20 protein-coding genes and 1 tRNA gene are annotated in these 21,336 nt (G+C 45.9%); 11 read left to right on the top strand and 10 right to left on the bottom strand.

Annotated elements, in window-relative coordinates:
* Positions 1–364: 364 nt before the first annotated feature.
* Positions 365–1,876, bottom strand: coding sequence for a YifB family Mg chelatase-like AAA ATPase (locus RJ60_RS09660; protein WP_103134586.1), 1,512 nt, complete (start codon positions 1,874–1,876; stop codon positions 365–367).
* An 88-nt stretch (positions 1,877–1,964) separates the two neighbouring features.
* Between RJ60_RS09660 and RJ60_RS09655 the strand changes: the two genes are divergently transcribed.
* The 3 genes from RJ60_RS09655 (at position 1,965) to RJ60_RS09645 (ending at position 4,627) form a co-directional block, all read left to right on the top strand.
* Complete coding sequence (locus RJ60_RS09655; RefSeq protein WP_103134585.1) at positions 1,965–2,453, top strand: NUDIX domain-containing protein; 489 nt, start codon at positions 1,965–1,967, stop codon at positions 2,451–2,453.
* A 66-nt stretch (positions 2,454–2,519) separates the two neighbouring features.
* Positions 2,520–3,053, top strand: a complete 534-nt coding sequence (gene hpf, locus RJ60_RS09650; RefSeq protein ID WP_103134584.1) for a ribosome hibernation-promoting factor, HPF/YfiA family — start codon at positions 2,520–2,522, stop codon at positions 3,051–3,053.
* A gap of 101 nt (positions 3,054–3,154) precedes the next feature.
* A complete protein-coding gene (locus tag RJ60_RS09645) occupies positions 3,155–4,627 on the top strand; it encodes an Rne/Rng family ribonuclease (protein WP_103134589.1) in 1,473 nt (490 codons plus the stop codon).
* A gap of 15 nt (positions 4,628–4,642) precedes the next feature.
* Here the strand turns inward: RJ60_RS09645 and RJ60_RS09640 are convergent.
* From RJ60_RS09640 to RJ60_RS09625, 3 genes are all read right to left on the bottom strand, one after another.
* Positions 4,643–4,717 (bottom strand) — tRNA-Val (locus RJ60_RS09640).
* 1,179 nt (positions 4,718–5,896) lie between these two features.
* Positions 5,897–8,209 carry a hypothetical protein gene (locus RJ60_RS09630; protein ID WP_103134583.1) on the bottom strand — a complete coding sequence of 771 codons (2,313 nt, stop codon included), beginning with the start codon at positions 8,207–8,209 and terminating at the stop codon, positions 5,897–5,899.
* A 57-nt stretch (positions 8,210–8,266) separates the two neighbouring features.
* Positions 8,267–9,592, bottom strand: a complete 1,326-nt coding sequence (locus tag RJ60_RS09625) for a hypothetical protein (RefSeq protein ID WP_103134582.1) — start codon at positions 9,590–9,592, stop codon at positions 8,267–8,269.
* Positions 9,593–9,950: 358 nt separating this feature from the next.
* Between RJ60_RS09625 and RJ60_RS09620 the strand changes: the two genes are divergently transcribed.
* Genes RJ60_RS09620 through RJ60_RS09595 form a run of 6 tightly spaced genes read left to right on the top strand, consistent with a single transcriptional unit; the run spans position 9,951 to position 15,757 of the window.
* Positions 9,951–10,928: a LacI family DNA-binding transcriptional regulator gene (locus RJ60_RS09620; protein ID WP_103134581.1), complete on the top strand. Its 978-nt coding sequence runs from the start codon at positions 9,951–9,953 to the stop codon at positions 10,926–10,928.
* A 17-nt stretch (positions 10,929–10,945) separates the two neighbouring features.
* Complete coding sequence (locus RJ60_RS09615) at positions 10,946–12,196, top strand: extracellular solute-binding protein (RefSeq protein WP_103134580.1); 1,251 nt, start codon at positions 10,946–10,948, stop codon at positions 12,194–12,196.
* 18 nt (positions 12,197–12,214) lie between these two features.
* The gene (locus tag RJ60_RS09610) at positions 12,215–13,093 is read left to right on the top strand and encodes a carbohydrate ABC transporter permease (RefSeq protein WP_099829637.1); all 879 of its coding nucleotides are present in this window, start codon (positions 12,215–12,217) and stop codon (positions 13,091–13,093) included.
* Positions 13,090–13,908, top strand: coding sequence for a carbohydrate ABC transporter permease (locus RJ60_RS09605; protein WP_103134579.1), 819 nt, complete (start codon positions 13,090–13,092; stop codon positions 13,906–13,908). The genes RJ60_RS09610 and RJ60_RS09605 overlap by 4 nt, the downstream gene beginning before the upstream one ends.
* Before the next feature lie 12 nt (positions 13,909–13,920).
* Positions 13,921–14,802: a glycosidase gene (locus RJ60_RS09600; protein WP_103134578.1), complete on the top strand. Its 882-nt coding sequence runs from the start codon at positions 13,921–13,923 to the stop codon at positions 14,800–14,802.
* A gap of 4 nt (positions 14,803–14,806) precedes the next feature.
* On the top strand, positions 14,807–15,757 hold the full coding sequence (locus RJ60_RS09595; protein WP_102819064.1) for a glycoside hydrolase family 130 protein: 951 nt from the start codon (positions 14,807–14,809) through the stop codon (positions 15,755–15,757).
* A gap of 26 nt (positions 15,758–15,783) precedes the next feature.
* On the opposite strand, the gene RJ60_RS09590 is transcribed toward RJ60_RS09595, so the two are convergent.
* From RJ60_RS09590 to trpS, 4 genes are read right to left on the bottom strand one after another with little or no spacing between them, the layout of a single operon-like run.
* Positions 15,784–16,527: a pseudouridine synthase gene (locus RJ60_RS09590; RefSeq protein ID WP_258006264.1), complete on the bottom strand. Its 744-nt coding sequence runs from the start codon at positions 16,525–16,527 to the stop codon at positions 15,784–15,786.
* Entirely contained in the window at positions 16,424–17,068 is a 645-nt protein-coding gene (gene scpB, locus RJ60_RS09585; protein WP_103134576.1) for an SMC-Scp complex subunit ScpB, read from the bottom strand. Before scpB ends, RJ60_RS09590 begins: the two co-directional genes overlap by 104 nt.
* The gene (locus tag RJ60_RS09580; protein WP_099829631.1) at positions 17,068–17,757 is read right to left on the bottom strand and encodes a ScpA family protein; all 690 of its coding nucleotides are present in this window, start codon (positions 17,755–17,757) and stop codon (positions 17,068–17,070) included. Before RJ60_RS09580 ends, scpB begins: the two co-directional genes overlap by 1 nt.
* 2 nt (positions 17,758–17,759) lie before the next feature.
* Positions 17,760–18,743, bottom strand: coding sequence for a tryptophan--tRNA ligase (gene trpS, locus RJ60_RS09575; RefSeq protein WP_099829630.1), 984 nt, complete (start codon positions 18,741–18,743; stop codon positions 17,760–17,762).
* 144 nt (positions 18,744–18,887) lie between these two features.
* On the opposite strand from trpS, the gene RJ60_RS09570 reads away from it, so the two are divergent.
* Together RJ60_RS09570 and RJ60_RS09565 are read left to right on the top strand one after the other, a co-directional pair.
* The gene (locus tag RJ60_RS09570) at positions 18,888–19,481 is read left to right on the top strand and encodes a DUF4897 domain-containing protein (protein WP_103134575.1); all 594 of its coding nucleotides are present in this window, start codon (positions 18,888–18,890) and stop codon (positions 19,479–19,481) included.
* Positions 19,474–20,229, top strand: coding sequence for an NAD-dependent protein deacylase (locus RJ60_RS09565; protein WP_103134588.1), 756 nt, complete (start codon positions 19,474–19,476; stop codon positions 20,227–20,229). Before RJ60_RS09570 ends, RJ60_RS09565 begins: the two co-directional genes overlap by 8 nt.
* Here the strand turns inward: RJ60_RS09565 and prmC are convergent.
* Both prmC and RJ60_RS09555 read right to left on the bottom strand, forming a co-directional pair.
* Entirely contained in the window at positions 20,204–21,037 is an 834-nt protein-coding gene (prmC, locus tag RJ60_RS09560) for a peptide chain release factor N(5)-glutamine methyltransferase (RefSeq protein WP_103134574.1), read from the bottom strand. The two genes, RJ60_RS09565 and prmC, sit on opposite strands and share 26 nt — an antisense overlap.
* The gene (locus RJ60_RS09555) at positions 21,034–21,336 is read right to left on the bottom strand and encodes a metal-sulfur cluster assembly factor (RefSeq protein ID WP_099829627.1); all 303 of its coding nucleotides are present in this window, start codon (positions 21,334–21,336) and stop codon (positions 21,034–21,036) included. The genes prmC and RJ60_RS09555 overlap by 4 nt, the downstream gene beginning before the upstream one ends.

The raw sequence follows: 21,336 nt of genomic DNA, 5'->3' as shown, positions 1-21,336 counted from the left end.
GGTCACGCCACCTGTATGCCGGTCACCATCTGGACAGTAAGCAGGTTTCCTCCAGACTTATCCCGGGATAGATGCACCCCCCGGTTTTGATGACACTAGTAGTTCTTACGACACGTTCACGGTGGTTCACTTGTATTCGTCTCCTCTGGTACTCACCTGACGGGATCGCTGTCCCGCCTTTTCCCGTAACGTTCACTACCATGGCTCTTTACCACAGCAGCTTACGGTGGTTTGAAGCCTCCACCTGCATGGCGGCTTCGAGGGGCCTTCCCTCATCTTCGATTAAGCATGGCTTGAAGTTTCCTTCTTCGCCTTCTTGGCACACTCTGGTCAGATCTCTCATGGAGACCTAGAGTGCTGAACTCTAGGTCTTTCTTCGATACTGTAAGGCTTCTGCAATGTGCCTGGCCTTAACTTCACTTTCTTCGAGATCGGCTATAGTAAGTGCTACTTTAAGAACTCTATCAATGGCCCTTGCAGTTAATTTCATCTTTTCCACGGCTGCCGAAAGAAGTGATCTCGATGCTGAGTCTAGCGGCACGTATTCTTTCAGCAATGCATGACCTAGCTGACTATTCGAAAATATGCTCATTCCTGCATATCTCGACGACTGTCTCTTCCTTGCAGTAATAACTCTCTTCCGAACTTCGTCAGAGCTTTCTGCCGTTGAGTTTTCCATATACTTGTCGAAATCGAGTCTTGGCATGTCAACGAAGATATCTATCCTATCTTCCATTGGACCCGAGATCTTCCTGTTATATCTTTGAATGTCATACCAAGAACATGTGCACTCTCTTGTTTTGTCCCCGTACCATCCGCAAGGACACGGGTTTTGGGCAGCTATGAGCATGAATCTGGCAGGATATGTGGCTGTCAGTTTTGCTCTTGCAACAGTAATTACTCCATCCTCCAGCGGTTGTCTGAGAGCCTCGATTACATCTCTTCTGAACTCCGGAAACTCGTCCATGAATAAGACACCGTTGTGGGCAAGACTAATTTCACCCGGTCTAGCATCATTTCCACCACCAACGATAGATGTTGTCGACGCAGTATGGTGAGGAGACCTGAATGGTCTCTCTTTTATCAGGCCTCTTTCACCCAGCAGTCCAGCAACGCTGTAAATCATTGTGGTCTCAACAGCTTCATCCATAGTTAGCGGAGGGAGAATAGATGGAATTCTGCGGGCAAGCATTGTTTTTCCACATCCCGGGGACCCTCGAAGGGAAATGTTGTGCCCTCCTGCCGCGGCGACTTCAGAAGCCCTCTTAGCAAACTCCTGTCCCTTTATCTCAGACATGTCCGGCCCATTCATACTTCCCAATTCGGGCTGCGAATAGACGACGGGTTTTTTCTCCACGTGTCCGTTCAAAAAGCCAACCAAATCGTTCAAACTATCCGCCGTGAAAATCGTAAGGTTGTTCACTATTGTAGCTTCCTGTTTGTTTGGGGCAGGAAGCACAACTCTTAGACCATTTGCCCTGCTGGAAAGCGAAAGCAGAATTGGCAAGACGCCTCTTACTCGCCTAAGGCTTCCGTCAAGACCCAGTTCTCCAAAGAAAATGTAATCGGAAAGATCGGTTTTGATTTTCGAAGTTGCCTTAAGCAACCCCACCGCTATAGGAAGATCGAGATAAGATCCCTCCTTTTTCACATCGCTCGGAGCTAGGTTGACCGTTATTCGACCGTTGGGTAGCTCTATCCCCGAGTTCTTGACGGCACTCTTAACTCTCTTCTTGCTCTCCTTAATTACGGTGTCTCCAAGACCTACGATATCCATCTCCTGGATTACTGCCCTGCTGTCAATATCCAGCTCAACGAGAACATCCAAAACGTTAAGACCCATGGTTGTAATCGTTCTAACTCTTGAATAGCGCATCTCATAACCTCCTATCATATATGAAATTATATCAATCAAGAGGCGAAGAGGTGATATACTTGAAATGAGGCATGGTCGAGGTGTGCATATGAAGAATACACATCGTATTAGTGTAAGAGCTTTGGTCATAAAAGACGAATCTGTTCTTCTTGTTCGTCATGAGCATCGCGACAGACCTCCCTTCTGGTGTTTCCCCGGCGGACTTGTTGAACCAGGCGAAGATCTTTTTACTGCAATCAAGAGAGAGATAAGGGAAGAGACTTATCTTGAAGTTTTTCCTAAATCGGTTGTTGCACTACAGGAATTCAAAAGAGAAAGCCTTCTGGAGGTGATATTTTCCTGCGATTACGTCTCGGGAAGGACCAACCTGGGATCAGATCCAGATAACTCGGGAGTTCCAACGTTGGTTGAAGTCAAATGGGTGGAAATTGGAGAGATTGAGAAGTACAGAGTACTTCCGATTTGGCTTTCTTCACGTCTCAAGACAGAATGGAATTCTCTGAGTTCAGTACAGTTATATGAGGTAGCGAGCAAACACCAGCTCAAGACAGGGAGTCCTGATTCCAGCGTACTGTAACGGCCTTTGGTATGTGATAACATGAAGTAACGCAATTTGGTAGCATCACGCGAGAGGAGGGTTATCATGGATTACAACATCTACTCTAAAGACGTAACTGTTACAGACTCCATGAAAGACTACATCGACAAGAGGTTCTCAAAAGTGTCGAAAGTTGTCAACGAGGAGAAGCTGATCTCGATGGATCTCAGGCTCTCGAAGGAAAGGGCGTTCTACAAGGTCGAGGCGACCGCCCATCTGCCGGGCGTTATGGTCCGCGTGGAGGAAAAGGGCAGCGACTTCTATACAGTAGTGGATTCGGCATCTGATGCCTTTGAGAGAAGAATAAAGAGATTCAAAGAGAGAACTCGCCACAAGCACAAAAACGGCCTTAAGGAAAACCTCGATTCAATTCCCTCCAGGTTCGAAGAAGATCAATCCACAGTAATTACAAGACGTAAGAGGTTCACTATCAAGCCGATGACTGAGGATGAGGCCGTTCTTCAGATGGAAATGCTTGGCCACACCTTTTTTGTCTACAGGAATATCGATACTGATGAAGTCAATGTTCTCTATACTAGAAAGAACGGATCTGTCGGTATTATTGAAATGAACGAATAGCGGACGGCCACCAGAAGGTGGCCCGCTTTCTTAATCTTCACGTGAGATGATTATTATGGTAGAATTCGAAATCTAGTTCTGTCTATAGAAATGAAAGGGTGGTGGCAAGAATACAGAATAACAGAACGCAGACTATTGTCTTCAGTCGAATTGAGGACGAAGTCAGGATCGCTTCTCTGGACGGCGATCAGCTGGAAGAGATTTTTTTCGAAGACATGGACAGCGAAAGTGTAACTGGAAACATCTATCTTGGCAAGGTAGAGAATGTTGTTCCCAGCCTTGAAGCGGCTTTTGTGAATATTGGGATTGGAAGGAACGCATTTCTTAGATTCAAAGATGCTTCCGGACAACAGAAACTGGAGAAGAACAACAAAGTTCTAGTCCAGGTCAGCAAAGATCCCATCGGTTCGAAAGGGCCTCAGATTACCCTTAAGGTTAGCATACCAGGCAGAAGCCTTGTTTATACACCGTTTTCGAAGCATATTGGAATATCGAAGAAGATCGCGGATCAGCAGGAAAGGAATAGGCTCACCGCGGTTGCGAAGTCAGTTCTTGAAAACAAAGAAGGTGTGATCTTCCGTACCGCCGCTTTCGGTGTGGGTGAGGAAACAATAAAGGAAGAGCTTGAAAGTCTGCGTGAAAACTGGAACAAGATAAACGAGACATTTAGAAGAAGCAGAAAACCGAAGATTCTCTATGAGGAACCTTCCTTTGTAGAGTATATTCTCAGAGAGAGACTAACCGAAAATACTAAGGAGATAGTGGTCGATTCAGAGGAACTCTGGCACGATGTGGTCGCCGGCATCAGCAAATTCAAGTCCGGTTTCAAACCGGTCGTGAGGTATGTTGAAGGCGATGCCTTTGCGTCTGAAGAAGTGTACGAGAAAATGAAGATCCTCTATACCAGAATGGTATCCCTACCCGCGGGAGGAAACATATACATAGACAGAACAGAAGCTATGACGGTAATCGATGTGAACTCTGCAAGCAGTATCTCCGGCAACGATGTGTCGGAAACTTCATTGAACACGAACCTAGAGGCCGCTTCAGAGATTGCGAGACAGCTGAGATTGAGAAACATTGGCGGAATAGTCGTTATAGACTTTATTGATATGAAGAACGATGAAGATAGGCAGAAAGTGATATCGAGTCTCACAGCTGAATTTAAGAAGGACAAGGCGAGAACTATGATAATGGGATTCACGAGACTTGGATTGCTGGAAATGACAAGGAAGCGATCGACAGCTGCAATTGGGTCCAAGTTATATTCCTCATGCCCGATTTGCAAGGGAACGGGAAGGATCGAGTCTCCCAGGGCAGTTTATCAGCGACTGCTTAAGGATCTATCGAGGGGTTTTCAGGACGAATCGTTGACCAGCGCCTCCATTCAGGTTTATCAAAACATGTCTGGAATCCTAACTCCAGAAAACCAGAAGAACCTTGTCAAGACGCTGAAAAGAGAGATTTCGGTGGGCTTCACCTGGCCAATTCCAACCTCTTATGAAATCAAATTCGTGAAGAAGCAAGAAAAGCCGAAGAAACCCAAGACTAAGACAAAAAGGGAGTCGAAATGACTCCCTTTACCTATCTGGTGGATGCGACAGGGATTGAACCTGTGGCCTCTTCCGTGTGAAGGAAGCGCTCTTCCGCTGAGCTACGCATCCGTACAGCAATTCTATCATCGGTAGGGTACAGTGTCAAGGTTTGACGATTAGTTACGTGATGACAGGTAGCGGCAAAGTCAAAACGGTTGACCGTTAACCGAGGGAAAAATCTGTTCTTCGTTCCTAGATTCGCTGTACGCTTAAGAACAAGGACCCGCTGATCGCTTGTAAAAGCTTAGTTGCAAGTTCCAAGATGCAAGTTGTAAGAGAAAGCAAGAGACCAGGGTTGGGGGTAGCAATGTGCGGATCGGAAAGAGAAAAAGAAGCTAGTTCGCCGTTGAACGGTTCTCCGTTCTCAGCCGAAAAACCTGTTCTTCGTTTCTAGATCCGCTGTACGCTTAAGAACAAGGACCCGTTGATCGCTTGTAAAAGCTCAGTTGCAAGTTCCAAGATGCAAGTTGTAAGAAAAAGCAAGAGACCGGGGTTGGGGGTAGCGGGTTCGTGGTAGGAAAGAGCACGTTGAACCAAAAAAGCTTCCCTGCGAAGCAGGCATTGCTATCATTGATGCTCCTCAGTGCATTGCGTCCCACCGAAGGTGGCATCACTTCCGCCGATGCTTTTCGGCACATCACTTCCCCGAACGTTTCTCCGGGCATCACTTCCACGCGCCAGCGAGCATCACTTCCCGACGAAGTCGGCATCATTTCTGCTTGTCCTCTCTTCTCGGATAACGGTGGACCGTTGACGGTCAACTATGAATTCTCGCACTCTGTAAGCGAAGCTCTCGACAATGCTCTTTCTCGATTGATCTTATCGGTGAACGGGTTTTTGCTCCTGGAAGGCCAACGGAGAACGGCTCTTTTGACCGGCGCCAGCCGGAACTGGCCTCGCCGAAGGCGAGACTGGCCAGGCGGAGCCTGACTGGCCACCGAAGGTGACTGGCTTTCAGATCGCTTCCTGCCGAAGGCAGCCTTGCGTCCACTGATGCTCTTCAGTGCATTGCGTCATGTTTTAGCGGTGACTGGCTCCTGTCTCTCGCCTTCTCGAATCGAAGCTCTCGACAACGCTCTTTCTCGGTTAATCTTTAAGAAGGGCGGATCCTAGCTATTGGACGGCAAACTGAGTTCTGCTTTTCCCAGCGCATAGCGTGTTCCCTCAAGCATTAAGCGGTTTTTCTGGCCGCGAAGCAGAACTGGCCTGCGTCAACGGACCGGCATTCTTCTCCAAATAACTTCACTGCTACTGAACACAGGAGCCTGCTCTCTCAAACGAGACTGCGAAAATGTGCACATTAGCCAGCTGAGGAAAGACTATGCTTTTCAACGGTTTATCAAGAAGATCACTACAACGATAGTACAGCATACACTGGATTCTCTCTGTATTCCCAGTATTATCGTATCTGCCGGAAAACATGAACGCAATTTCCTCTCCAGTCGATGGCCCTCCGCACCAATCGGAAAACGACAACTGGATCATTTGCTGCGAACCATCTTCGTAGATCAGCAGCGCTTCACCGACGTAGTCACCATGGTTCGCCGAACCGAGAACACAGATACGACTGAATACTTCTGCTGGAAATGTGATCGCCTGGCCCGTGAGTCTTAGGTTGTCGTCGCCTTTGATGTTCATTAAGAATCTAGTCTCACCAACAGAAAGGGATCCTGATTCTAGCTCTCTCTCCAGCTCTGCAGATATGTAAGAAGCTCCAAATAATCCCTGAGGGTTGTCGAAATTCGCCGTTTTTCTCTCATCGGAAGATGCAATTCCGTTGTTGTTGAATAGCTCTTCAAGATTCAAATGGACGAACCCGTCCTGTTCGACAACATCCACCACCAGTGACGGTGGTACTTCAGTAATCTTTCTCTCTCTTTCAAAGATCCTACCGTTTGCAATTGAAATACCTTCTTGTGCTTCCTCGCTTCCACGGAAATTGAGAATAAAGGAGATATCTTCTCCTGGATCGTAAGCAACCACCAAATTCGGCACGAGAATTATCTGATCGAGATCGAAACTACCTTCGGTTATTCTTCCTCCCACCGTGAAGGTAGATTCATTACCTGTACCTTTTACAGTACCGATTTTGAGAATGGCTCTCCGCTCTAGGCTGACTACCTTCTCTGATCTGGAATCCCCAAGCCTCAAGGTAAAGACCACTTCGTTAGTTTTGACTTCATTTAGAGCTGCAAATACTGAATATGATGTCTCGGCAAGTGTTATTGGCATACGAAGACTGAATGCTCCTGAGATATTTATTACGGCATTGCCCGAAAAGCCGGTACCCTGGATTATCGCTGATTCGGAAAGGCCAGCCCTCATGGATTCTGCTTCAACTACCTCAACCGGCGCAAGTATCTCTACTTCACCAGAAAAGAACCGTTCGTACTGATCGGGAAGCCTACTGATCCTTTCGAGAGAAAGAAGCATGGAAATCGTGGATTCTGCTCCTGCATTTCTATTTGCGTGTGAGAATTCAAGTCCGTCAAATCCCTCTCCGTTCCTCCCTATCATTGACTGGTTCAACTTGTTGACACCAAGGAACCAGCTTCCAAGAAGAGCCGTTGTAGAGGCAATCTCATCATCTTCGGTCAGTTCATACAGCATATACCCTGCTGAAATCGCGGCTTCTGCAGCATAGGCTATCTGCGGGAAAAGTTGCAAGTATTGAGACAATGAGTATAGAGGCCCCGCATTCAGCAGAAGCGCCGAGCTTCGCTTGAAAGCCTCTACGGAAGCTTCAAGAAGATTGTCGTCTTCTAGAATCGCACTTGCCAAAGCTATTGCTTCCAGCTGCCTCGAACCCCAACCGTGCCAGTAATACTTCGATTCTGAAGGTGGTGCCTCGTCTACAAGACCGTCAAAAAGCGAGTCGTTATTCAGAACCAGCTTATCTCGAATAGCAGAAGAACACCTTTCAACGAAACTTCCCACGAGTGCATCGTTGCCTATCATGAACAACTCGGCGGCTCCAAGAAGAACAACGGATGAGAGGTCGGTGTAGCCATGAATAAGACCGTCCTGTTCAAAGCTGATTATTCTTCGGAAGCACCTATGTGCAGCTTCGGTCAGTTTAACAGAAAACTCGGGCTCACAATCTTGAGATATCCGTGCTCCGGTTGTAAGTGCCCATAATGCTCGAGCTGCCCACCAGTTTCCTCCTTTTCTGGAAGTAGGCCCATTTAGGTTTATTCTTCCATCTTCGAATACGAAATTGTAGAAGTCCCCATCGACATCCTGCATTGAAAGTACAAATTCCAGCGCTTCTTTTGCCCGTCCGAAGTACTCAGGTTTTCCTGAAGTCTCAAAGAGTCTCAAATAAAGTATCGCCGCCCTCGCCACATCATCAACACATGTAACTCCTTCGCCGGGAGCATCGGCATGTTTGTAGCTTCCATCGGGAAGTCTGTCAGCATAAATCCAGTAACCAACTCTTGTGACATTCTCAATCGAGAACTCGTCTCTAAGGAATTCCAGATGTCCTAGATTAAGCTGAACCTCCATCCCGATAAGCAAGACTGAAGCAAGAGATAAGAGCAAGACGATTACCTTCTTCATAGACACCTCCAAAATAAAAGGGTGAGAGGCAACCTCTCACCCTAAAGCAAAGATCGATTATTCTCCTATCTTGAGTGACTGAATCTCCGACTTCTTGAGCTCAGCGAACTCGATTGAATCCTGAATTGAGTCGGCATTGAATATCGAGTAGACTCTCTTGAAACTGACAACATCTCCTGCCGCAAAGCGCTTTACGTAGTCTTCCCAGTTTGAAGAGACATAACCTCTAGTGCTTTCGAAGATGTCAATCTCACCGGGCATCCATTCGAAGTATCCGTCCCTGAATTCCCTGCTCTCATATACCCAAGTAAGACCTCCCATCCATTTCTCGTAGTCGGCTACTACAACAGGTACTTCAGGGTTTATCTCTGCGACACCCAATTTCAATGACAAAGAGTAGTTGGCTCTCCAGCTTTCCTGAGAAGCAAATATGTACGTCGCACCCCACCAAAGCGGTCTCATTAAATCTACAGCAGGGAAGACAATATAGGGCTTGTTTCCGGAATACATTATCGCATTTCTCTCAAGCCAGTATTCTAGTGGTGTAATATTAAGCTGATCGGCCCAGAGAAGTCTTCTGAATACAGGAAGCGTATGGACCGTGTCTTCGGCTATGTCAGTCAATACTCTTGTTGCCATTATCTGTAGTTTCATTAGTTCGGCATATGTCGCAAATTCAAAGGTGTTGTGAGAAATTATATCCCCATTGCTGAAGATTGTGGTGATGATTTTTTGAGTTACACCCAGGAAAGGTTTCGCTTCAAGCGTGCTAACAACAGTGATTCCTACGGGCCCGGCAGGAAGAACCGAGACTTCCTTGACTGCAAAATCCCCCGACGTCTTTTCTTCGTGCCTGCCGAACTCTCCATCAATATAGTAGGTCGATCCTACATATCCTGACATTCTTACTATACCGATTTCATCTACGACTGTCCCTTCCACATCTCCGAAACCAGTTACCTTAACGAGACCTTTGTTATTGGCAATTGCAGTTATTTCCCCGATTTCAATAACCCACTGCCCATCTTCCTCAGTTACTTTTCCTACCGACTGGTAGGTTGGGGGAAGAATGTCAAAGTTGTCACTAACCGTTATCTCTGCAGGACCTGTGATCAAGAAGGAGAGAACATCCCCAGATGAGAGCCTTCCATTCAGATCGGCATCGTCAATTTGATACGGAAGCTCCTTTCCGTCTTGAACAACTCTTAATGAGTCCCAGTTGGCATCGAAGTCAACCCCAACGAGATCAAGAATATCACTCATGGCAATTGTAACGGCAACAGGCTCCCCGGTGAAGGAATTGACAGACACGGGAACCCTTACAGTCTCTGCAACTAAAAAGACCGAAAGCACTATGAAGAAAAGAACCAAGAACCTCTTCATACAAACACCTCCTAGAAGTCGATGTGAAATCGCTTACATATCACTCAAGATTATAGAATCTTGTCACTTCTTTGATCTAGAATGATATAGAATCAAAAATAATGACTCACGAAGATTATCGGCAATCAATTGGTAATATAACCTGATTCCGCACTAAATTTACTTTTTTCGTCTAACTTTAATCAACTTTGATACCTACGGTTATTTAACAAATGCAAAACGGCATATTACTGACTTAATAGCTCTAAATACTAACTGAACGGCTTTATTAGTTGCTACTCGAATGTGATTATCGAGCCTCAATCGAGGTATATTACTTTTAGAGATGTAAGCGTTTACATAGCTAGAGGTGATTTACTTGTCAGCAAAACTATCTGATGTCGCACGATTGGCAGAAGTATCAACCGCAACCGTTTCAAGAGTGCTGAACAAGAGCGGCTACGTTTCGAAAAAGGCAAGAGAAAAGGTCTTGTCAGCCATAGAAGAACTCGAGTACAAACCCTCAAAAGTTGCAAGCTACCTTGCAAGCAGAAAGCTTGACTTCAACATCGGCATCGTCGCTGGCAGAAGATTGTTTAAGATTCTTTCCAGCAAATCTGATCAGTTTTACACTATCGTTCTTAATGGAATTGAGGAGTTCTTTCTAAACAACAACATGAGAGGAGAATTAGTATCGACAGATGAGTTCTCGAATAGTTTTGACGGATATCTAATGATAGGTGGAGAAATAAGCGAGAAAGATGTGAGAATGGTCAAAGAGGGCGGGAAACCTGTTGTGCTGGTCGATCAGTATCTTGCCGGTGTCAAGGTAGACTGTGTTGTTTCTGATGGTTACGATGGAGCTGTATATGGAATGAGAAAGCTCTTCTCAAAAGGTCTGAAGAAGATAGTAAACATCCATGGTCCCCTGTCTCACTTTGGTTTCAGAGATAGATACGACGGGTATATCTCAGCAATGGAAAGCGCCGGCTACTTGCCTAGAGCATTTGAATACGACGAAGAAAACGATAATATGAGCGCGATTATAGACCTCTTGCTTTCAAGATACGGGCTTCCAGACGCAGTATTCGGGTGTAATGATACGGCCGCAATCAGAGCAATGGAAGAGTTTCAGACAAGAGGCATAAAAATACCAGAAGAGGCGTCGATTATGGGATTTGATGACATTATAAACTCTTCCGGTACCACCCCTTCGTTGACGACATTCAAGATCTTCAAGCGTGAGATGGGAGTTGTAGCATCAAGAAGACTGCAGAGTCTACTAATTGGCAATGAACCTCATCCTACAAAGATTTCTCTGTTTACCGAATTTGTCCAAAGAGAGAGCACTTTATAGAAAAGGAGGTAAAGATCGTGAAAAAACTAATTCTGTTAACGGTATTCCTGTGCCTTATCTCGGGATTACTTGGCGTTGAGCTTGTCTTCTGGACAGCGCCAAATCCCCTTCAAGAGAGTTTCTGGAAAGAAGTGGTTTCCGAGTGGAATCAGAACAACCCGGATATCCAGATAAAGTGGTCGACGATCCCGGCTGCCGGTAGCTCAGAGGAGGCTATACTCACATCAATCGCATCGGGAAGAATGCCTGACATCTGCACAAACATCTTCTCGGGTTTTGCAGCACAACTTATCGAAGCAGGCATACTTGTTCCGCTAAACTCCTTCCCGGATTTCTGGGAGCTAATGGAAAAGAGGAAGATGACTTCAATAGTCGAAAGCTGGAAATTTGGAAACGACTATTACGTGCTCCCAATATACTCGAATCCGATTATGATGTGGTGGAGATCGGACATATTGAAAGAGCTGGGATATGATAGGCCGCCCAGAACATACTCGGAGATCTATGAAATCAGTGAGAAGTATTCCGTCCCTTACGAGAAGTATGGAACATTGGTCGTAATGGGCAGAAACTGGTACGACAGATGGTATGATTTCATAACCTATTACTATGCGGCAAGCGAGGGCTCCCCATACCTGGATGTTGAGAAAGCAAGAGCTCTCTTCAACAACGATACGGGGAAAGAAGTCGTCACATTCATAGATACCATGTTCAGAAACAACTGGACGGCGGTCGACCTCGGAAGCAACCCATTCTACTTCGGAGTAGTTCTTGGTGGTATATTCGGGCCTTGGGAGATCAATCAGGCGAGGAACCTCTTCCCTGATGTCTTTGACCACATTGCAATCGCTCCACCTCCAGTCCCGGACGACTATCCAGAAGACAAACCAATATACACGTTCGCAGATACTAAGGGACTGGTAATGTTTGCAACAACAAAGCATAAGGAAGCCGCATGGAAGTTCATCAAGTGGGTTTACTCAGATATTGAGAAAGATCGGAAATGGATGGAAGTTACCAACCTTCCTCCTGCAAGAGAGGATCTGCTATCTAACCCCATCTTTCAAGAATACATGGATGAGAACCCAAAGTTCGCCGCTTACGCTAGCCATGTTGCCTATGCTGTCCCGCCCGCATTAACCACCAAGACTGTTGAGGTTCAAGATATTCTCACGACATTTCTCATCGAACAAATAATGTATGGAAAATCCACTCCATTCGAGGCTTTGAGCGATGCGGCAACAAGAGTAAGAAGAGAACTCTTCTAAGAGAAGAGGTGATTTTGAGTGAGGAAGAGATTGAAAACCATCGACGCAATAAAGGGCTGGTCTCTGTCAGGAGGATACCTAGTATATACAGCGATTTTCTGGGGGTACCCGTTCGTATGGTTACTGATTCTGGCACTCTCGAAATGGAATTACTTCACACCCAGGAAGTTTATCTGGTTTGACAATTTCATTAAGCTCTTCCAGGATGAGCTATTCTGGAGGGTCTTCCTGAACACCTTCAATTTCATGCTTTACTTCATCCCAATGGTTCTCGGTCTCTCCTTACTCTTTGCTCTTGGCCTGAAGAAGGTGAAGATGTTCAGGACCTTCTTCATACTGGCATTTCTCGTTGCCAACGTCTCCTCCGGAGTCGCCTACTCGATCATATTCCAAAAGCTGTTTGCGATAAACGGTCCCTTAAACAGCATTACTAGGTCTATTTTCGGAATCACAATCCCCTGGTTTAGCAGTCCACAGCTGGCAACGCTATCTATAGCAATGATGGTAACCTGGAAATTCATTGGTTACTACGGTCTCATTCTTTTCTCAGGGCTTCAGGCAATACCGGAGAGTCTATATGAATCTGCTGAACTGGATGGAGCAGGAAAGATGACCAGATTTTTCAGGATCACTCTGCCCCTTATAAATCCGTCGATAGTTATGGTTCTGGTTCTCTCCCTTACTCTAACTTTTGGAATATTCACCGAGCCCTTCCTCATTACGGGAGGAGGTCCAATGAGAACCACATATACATTCCAGATGCTCATCTACACGACAGCATTCCAGAAAATCAATCCGGGATACGCATCGGCGTTGGCAATCATAGTGGCTCTTCTGAGTTACGGATGCGTGTTGCTCACCAGGAAGCTTGTTGAAAGAGAGGTGGAGATGGTATGAAGAAGATACCGATGATTATCCTCTATGTCATTCTCTTTGCCGCCTCCGTCGTATGGATCTACCCATATATATGGATGCTGCTATCGTCTTTCAAGCCAACTAATGAAATCTATGGCGGATTCCTGCCGAGCCAGTTCACCCTTGATAATTACAAATTCATTCTAGAAGCCGCCGACAAGATGGAGAGACCGTTTATTCAAGCTCTTGGCAATTCGATATTCATATCTGTAACCGTTACCTTTGGAGTACTAGTGACCTCGGCTCTCGTTGGCTTCGGACTATCAAGGCTAAGTTTCAAAGGAAGAAATGTGATATTCAATTTCATAATATTTCAGATGATATTCCCGGGATTTCTTTTTATTGTCCCTTTATATGTCCTCATAAGGAATCTCGGTCTAATTGACACCAGAACGGCCCTCATACTTCCTTCCCTCGTTTCCGCTTGGGGTGTCTTCATGTTTACGCAGTCCTTCAGAGCCGTTCCAAACGAATACCTTGAAGCAGCTAGAATGGATGGAGCAAACGACCTCTGGATAATCACGAAGGTGTTGATCCCCCTAACTAGCTCGACCGTCTCTATCGTTGGACTCTTCACATTCATCGGAATATGGGATAATTTCATGTGGCCTCTAATAGTTGTCAGCGATTATTCAAAGATGCCGCTTTCAGTACTTTTGGCAAGCTTCAATATGCAGTACGGAAGTTACCTGGGACCCGTTCTTGCAGGTTCTGTCCTTCAGACTATGCCCATGGTAGTCATATTTCTGGTGTTCAGAAAGTACTTCCTTCAAGGAATCTCTATGTCATTGAAATAAGGAGTGAGAGTTGTGATCAAACTGAAAAGACATCCGTTAAACCCTCTTATCTCTCCGATCCCGCAACATCACTGGGAATCTAAGTATGTTTTCAACTGTGCCGTTGTCAAACGAAAAAAAGTCTTTCACATGCTATACAGGGCCCAGGGAGAAGATATGGTTTCAAGAATGGGCTACGCCGTTTCACTCGACGGTGTAAGATTCAACAGACTTGAGAAGCCAGTCTTTACTCCCGGAAGTCAATGGGAGCTTTACGGCGTTGAGGACCCCAGGCTAACGGAGCTGGAGGGGAAAGTCTTCATGCAATACACTGCCTATTCTCCTCTTGGTGTACGAATTTCGATGGCTTCAACGACTGATTTTCTCCGCTGGGAGCGTCACGGAATAATTATCCCGGATGTCGACAACAAAGATGCAGCACTGTTTCCGGAGAAGGTAAACGGACGCTACATTATGTTCCACAGAATCGAACCGGACATGTATCTGGCGTATTCAGACGATCTCAATACCTGGACACGATTCACTTCTATAGCCGGTCCGAGACCCAGCATGTGGGACAATCTGAAGATTGGGGTAGGTGCTCCACCTATCAAAACTAAATACGGGTGGCTTGTACTGTATCACGGCGTGGAAGACACTCCTAGACCTACTTACAGACTGGGGTTCATGTTACTAGACTCAGAGAACCCTGAGAAGGTCATAAAGAGAAGCAATGAACCGATTCTTGAACCAGAAGAAGAGTGGGAAGTGTTTGGAGGCGTCCCAAATGTCGTTTTTTCCGATGCAATGGTGGAACACGAAGGACACTATTATGTTTATTATGGGGCGGCAGACAACCTTATCGCTCTGGCCACAATCGAGAAAGAGGTTGTGATCAACTGGATAAGGAGTTGATTATGTGAGAAGACTACTGCTTGTGGTATTGCTCTCTCTATGTTCATCGGTATTTTCCATTTCGATAGAGTTTGAATCGCTATATAACATTGAAAGAGCATCTGAGCTTCCTATAGTGATGCCTCAAGGTGTCGGGTGGGAGAGCAAGGCCGTATTCAATCCGGCAGCTATAGTTATTGACTCGACTGTCTATCTTCTCTACAGATCGGAAGACTGGGCCGGCACAGGTAGATGGAATGGCACATCAAGGATTGGCCTGGCGACATCGGCAGATGGCTTCGAGTTCTCAAGGCGGTCAGATCCTCTGATTTCGCCAACGGAATCATACGAGATCCCGGGAGGCTGCGAAGATCCTCGAATAGTGAAGATAGACGATACCTATATACTTACCTACACGGGTTATGATGGAGGGAAGGCGAGACTGTGCATAGCCGTCTCAAAGGACTTCGAAGAGTGGGAGAAATTGGGCCCGGTATTCAAAGACGATACCTGGTCAAAGTCAGGCGCAATCGTCCCTGCCAAGATTGATGGGAAGTACTTCATGTACTTTGGAGATTCCTCTATAAAACTCGCTTATTCCACCGACCTCAGAAATTGGACGGTATTTCCCCGTCCCGTATTGGAACCAAGACAGGGTTACTTCGACAGCAGACTGATAGAGCCGGGACCGACGCCCATTATAACAGAAGAGGGGATTCTTCTCATATACAACAGCGCCGACTTTTCCACGATCTACAGGCCGGGGGCTGCGCTATTTGATATAAGCAATCCCAGAAAACTTATAATGAGGACTGACAGGTTTCTCGCAGAACCTGAACTTATTTGGGAAAAACAAGGGCAGGTCCCAAACGTGATATTTATCGAAGGAGCCGTAGTTCATGAAGAAAAGCTGATTCTGTACTACGGTGCAGCAGACACCTACATTGGAGCGTTCGTTGTTGATCTTAGTAGCTGACTGTGAATCTTTGGTAATGAAGACATCTACAATCTCTTGTTGTCCTTACCGGGGCTCCTTTTCTGGGCCCCTTTCTTCAGCGATTCAATCTCCCTCTTGCTTAGCCTTTTTATGTCACCTGGATTTGGAACAAGAGATATGCCAAGAGTGCCGATAGCAACTCTGACAAGAGTGGAAACCTGTTTGTTGAATACCCTAAGAATCTCCCTAATTTCTCGTTTGTGGCCTTCGTGAATCGTAATCGAATACTTCGACAGATCTCTATCACTTCTGACCAATCTTATCTTTGCCGGAGCTGTTCTGAATCCATCGGCGAGTGTAACACCAGCCCTCACTGCTTCGATATCCTGATCGGTAAGTCTTCCCTTTATTCCCACAACGTAAGTCTTCTCTATCTCTGAAGAAGGATGAGAAACGAGATTAGCGAGATCACCATCATTCGTCATGATTATTAATCCGCAGCTGTCTTGGTCCAGCCTGCCTACGTGAAATACTCTCTCCCTAATCCTTTCACTTATCAGATCAGCCAACGTCTTTCTTCCACGATCATCGCTCATGGCGCTGAGATAACCAAGAGGTTTGTTAACCAAATATACGACTTTTTCTTCTATGGAAAAGCTTAGCTTACTTCCGTCAAGAAAAATTTCTGAAGACTCCGGAATTACATCAAGTCTCGGGTATGTCTCGATCCTGCCGTTCACCTTCACTCTCGCGTCCAGGATCGCTTGAGTCGACTTCCTTCTCGACATTCCCGTTATCTGTGAGATCATCTCGTGAAGCCTCAAAACTATCTTCCCCCCCGCCAATAGCCAACCCCTGAACAATCTCCGCGAGATCGTCAACCTGGAACAATTCGTAGAAGCGCGAACTGACTTTGTAGAGGTAAGGTCTGCCCGGCAGCTTCGATTTCCTCTTGCCAACAAGTCCCATCTTAGACAGCTCTAAAAGCTGGGCTTGAGAAGACCTTCCTCTTATTAGTTCAACATCATTTCTTGTTAGCGGTCCCTTCACAGCCACAATCGCCAAAACTTCCATCTGAGTGTCGGTAATGCTCACCAGGGGTCTCACCGATATTTGACTTACATATGACTGAATCGATGCTTTGGTATAGAATCTGAGCCTGCCGTTAACGGACTTAATCATTACACCGTGATCATGTGCTTGGTATTCTCCCTCTAGCTCTTCAAGCAGTAACATAACCTGATTCAGCTTCATACCGATAATCGACGCGATTCTTGACGGCTCAATGCCGCTTCTTGCAGAGAAGATCAGCGCTTCGATAATTGCCTTCTTTGTCAATTCCTCGTTCACTAGACCCTCCTTCTGAGAACGAGAGGCTCTACACTTTCAAGATAGTACCTGTTGAGCTTCAGGAGTTCAAGCACTGCAAGAAAGGAGACAATTACTTCCGATCTGCTTTCGAGATCCATAAGGAACTTGTACAGCTCAATTGTCTCATAGAGCTGTTCTATCTGAAGCATTCGGTCTTCAACGTTTATGCTCTCGGAAACGATTGTATATACTCTTTCTCTTAATACCGTCTCCTTTAGAATGGCTTTGAAAGCTTCCGTAAGTTCGTCCGGAAGATCCTCTTTCCTCTTCTGATCAACTACCGGTTTGGCTGTTGCCCTTTCATAGCTGTAAGCATCGTAGAGCTTTACCCGGAATTCTTTTGACAGGTCCTTTAAGGCCTTATACTCCTCTACGCTTTTGTAGAGTTCTTTCTGCTGATTTTCAAACACTTCGGCTTCATTATTGCTCATTCTGGGGAGCAGAGCCTTGGACTTCATCTCCATGAGAGTTGAAGCCATCACCAGGAAATCGGAAGTCACTACCATATCCAGAGATTTCATCTTGTTGACGTGTGCAATGAACTCGTCTGCTATGACTGTGATGGGGATCGAACGAATGTCTACCCGGTGTTTCCTGACTAAATACACGAGCAAGTCAAGCGGTCCTTCGAATTCAGGGAAACTGAAGACCAGTTCAAGCTGTTCCACCTTCACCACCCCAGCTTAGTTGCTTCAAGAACCCTCTTCATTGTCTCCTTAGCCACTTCTGCAGCTCTTCGATTTCCATCTTCGATTATCTCGGAAAGCTCCTCACAGTTTTCTTTCAGATAGGACAGCCTCTCCCAAACAGGGGAGAGTCTTTCAACCAGGTTCTGCTGAAGGAGTCTCTTACACTCCAAACAGCCGATTCCTGCAGTCTTGCATCCTTGAACGACCCAAGACTTCTCTTCATCGGAGGAAGTGAAAGCCTTATGATAATCCCATACAGGACATTTTTCCGGATCTCCCGGATCGGTTCTTCTCTTTCTCGCCGGATCCGTCATCATCGGAGCAATCATCTTCCAGAGCTCTTTCTCATCCGTATCGATCAGAATGTAGTTCCCGTAGCTCTTGGACATCTTTCTGCCATCAGTTCCCGGAAGCTTGGGCACTTTAGCAAGAATCGGTTCCGGCTCTGGGAACACTTCGCCAAACTGATTGTTGAACCTTCTTGCAATTTCCCTTGTAAGCTCAACATGATAAACCTGATCCTCACCAACCGGAACTCCTGTCGCCAGATACATGAGAATATCCGCTGCCTGAAGAACAGGGTATAGCAAAAACCCTCCACTTGAAAGGTCCTTGTTTGTGATCTGCTCCTTCTGATCCTTGAAAGTCGGCACCCTTTCCAATCTCGAAACAGACACGAGCATAGAGAAATACAGGAACAGCTCCGCGTGCTCCTTAATTGCAGACTGAACAAAGAGAACTGATTTCTCGGGATCTAGACCAACTGAGACGTATGTTCGGACGATGTCAAGACTCCAGTCATAGAAGTTAGAACTTTCATCTATATGGGAAGTGAGGCCATGCCAGTTAGCCACGAAGTAAAAGCATTCATTTCCCTGGTCCTGCAGCTCTTTCCATTTCTCAAGAGTTACGAAATGCCCTAGATGAAGTCTGCCGGTCGAGCGCATGCCACTGAGAACTCGCACTGAAATCCCTCCAAACCGAAAAGCCCGATATACAACTAATATCGATCGTCAACTGCGATCGCAAAGGTATCTACAATGTATTTTAGCACAGAATGATGTTATCATATTCTCAGGACCAATCTAATAATAATCGGGAGGTTACATATGAAATTCAATACCCTTCTCATCATACTCGTTGTTGTTATGGTTGGGATGACTGCAGTCAACATGTTCATGGCATTTAACAACAGACTTGATATTGACACTCTGTCATCCACCAGCAACTATTCATATGACTACGAAGGTCGAGCCACCTTGGATATTGAAACCGAGATCATCTTCAATAAACCAAATCAGATGACACAGTTTCTCGAGCAATACGACAAACCTCAGCAAGAACAGTTCGCAGACTTCCAGGAGTCAATGACCCAGTTTGCAGAGAGCTTCAACCGGGCTATGTATGTAGAGGACTTTCAGTCGACCGCAACGGTTCTCGGTTCTAACAGAGTAAGAGTAATTGAGCATGCCGTTATTTCGGGCTTTGCTGCCGTTGAAGAAGGAGTAGTAAACACTGATATGGGTGATATGGAGTTCGATCTTACAGGGGAAGCCTATTCACTTGCTATCTCAATTCCGCCAGGCGCAACGATTATCGAAGTCAATCCCACACCTACAGTTGTAGCAGACGGAAATGTATATATATGGGCAGACACTGGCAAGACGAAGTTTCCAAAGATTCAGTTTGCAAGAGGTGAGTGAAGTCAGTCAAGAAGCCAAGTCGTTCCTTTCTCTTCTAAAAGAATCTACCAATACCACTGTACTAACCGGTGCCGGCGTTTCTGTTGCCAGTGGTATTCCGGATTTTAGAAGTCCCGGGGGCCTATACAGCAAAGTCTCTCCAGAGATTTTCGAACTCAGTTCCTTTATGAAAGACCCTGCTGGTTACTACAAAGTAGCAAGAGAGAGAATACACACCATGGCTGACACAGTACCAAATGCCACCCACATACTTCTAGCGAGATTGCAAGAGATGGGATTGATTCAAACAATCATCACCCAGAATATCGACGGCCTCCTGCAAAAAGCTGGAGCAAGAGATGTAGTCGAGTTGCACGGAACAGTCTCCCTGTTTGATTGTCTTCAATGCAGCAGGAAGTTTGATAGGTCGGAGATGGAGCTCATTCTGGAAAGCGCTGATGTTCCGAAATGCAGCTGTGGAGGCCTAATAAAGCCAAGAATCGTCTTTTTCGGCGAGATGCTTCCCGAGAAAGCTATCAGAAGTTCTGAAGATGCTGCGCTTGCTGCAGATCTGTTTCTCGCATTAGGTTCTTCGCTCATGGTTTATCCTGCGGCTCAGTTTCCGGTAATTGCGAAATCATCTGGCGCCAGAGTGGCAATCGTGAATAGAGATGAGACTGGTCTCGATTATCTGGCCGACCATATTTTCAGGGTCGAACTTGAAGGGTTTTCTAAAGAAGTCATCAGCCTATTGGAAGCAGAATCATGAATCGGTAGTTCCCTGATAAGTCCTTTCTGAACTCGCAAGAGTAGCCTTCGATCTCCGAAAAGAGTTTGCGAAGACCGTCCGTCTCGTACTGAGAAATTTCCAGATATACCCTCTTTCCACGCGGGAGGCTCCTGAAAAACTCCCTGTAGAAGTCAAGTCCATCCTTACCGCCGTTAAGGGCAGTCAACGGTTCGTACTTTTTTATGCTGACATCGAGCAAATCGATATCTGTTGTTCTTATGTAAGGCGGGTTGGAAACCAAAACCTCGACAGAGTTCAGGTATTCTCCGAGTCCGTTGAGATTGTCTCCGTCAATGAATTTCACGTTAGATATCCCGTTATTTCTGGCATTCTGCTCCGCAAGAGCGATTGCCTCCGTTGAGATGTCGGTCGCAAATACAGTAGCTGAGGGAAGACTTCGCGCAAGAGCGCAGGCTATCGCTCCACTTCCCGTTCCGATATCGGCAAAGACTTTAGAGTCTTTTTCTTCCTCAATAACGATCTCAACCAACTCTTCAGTTTCGCTGCGGGGAATGAGCACACAAGGGGAAAGCTCTAGTCTAATTCCAAAAAAATCTCTGTAGCCAAGTACGTAGTCTATTGGCTCCCCTTTGGCAACTCTTTTCACTGCCGAAAAAAACTCAACGGTCAGAGAAGATTCGATTTCTCTTTGAGTATCAAGAAGCAGATCGACTTCAGTCAGCGATAGGATTTCCTTCGAAAGTAAGAACACAATAAAGCGGGAATTGTCGATTCCCGCTTCACTGAGCCTCTTTATTGATATCTCAATTAGCTCCCTTGATTTCACATTCCAAGAATCTTTCTGACGTCATCACTTGCCATCTCAGGCGTCCATGGTGGGTCAAAGGTAAGCTCAATCTTAACGTCCCCAATTCCCTCGATCTCGCTGACCTTTCTTCTTGCGTCTTCCGTCATCAGTCCGGCAAGGGGACACATCGGCGTCGTCAACGTCATCTTGATTCTCACATCTTTCCCATCCTGAATATTCACGCCGTAAACTAGTCCCAGAGAAACTATATCGAAGCCAATTTCGAGATCATAGACTTCTTCAAGAGCTTTCATTACATCTTCCTTTATGACACTCAA

This window comes from Mesotoga sp. B105.6.4 (genome assembly GCF_002896535.1).
Classification (GTDB): Bacteria; Thermotogota; Thermotogae; order Petrotogales; family Kosmotogaceae; genus Mesotoga.
The sequence above is the reverse complement of the archived record's forward strand: the minus strand, read 5'-3'. Positions and strand labels throughout refer to the sequence as shown.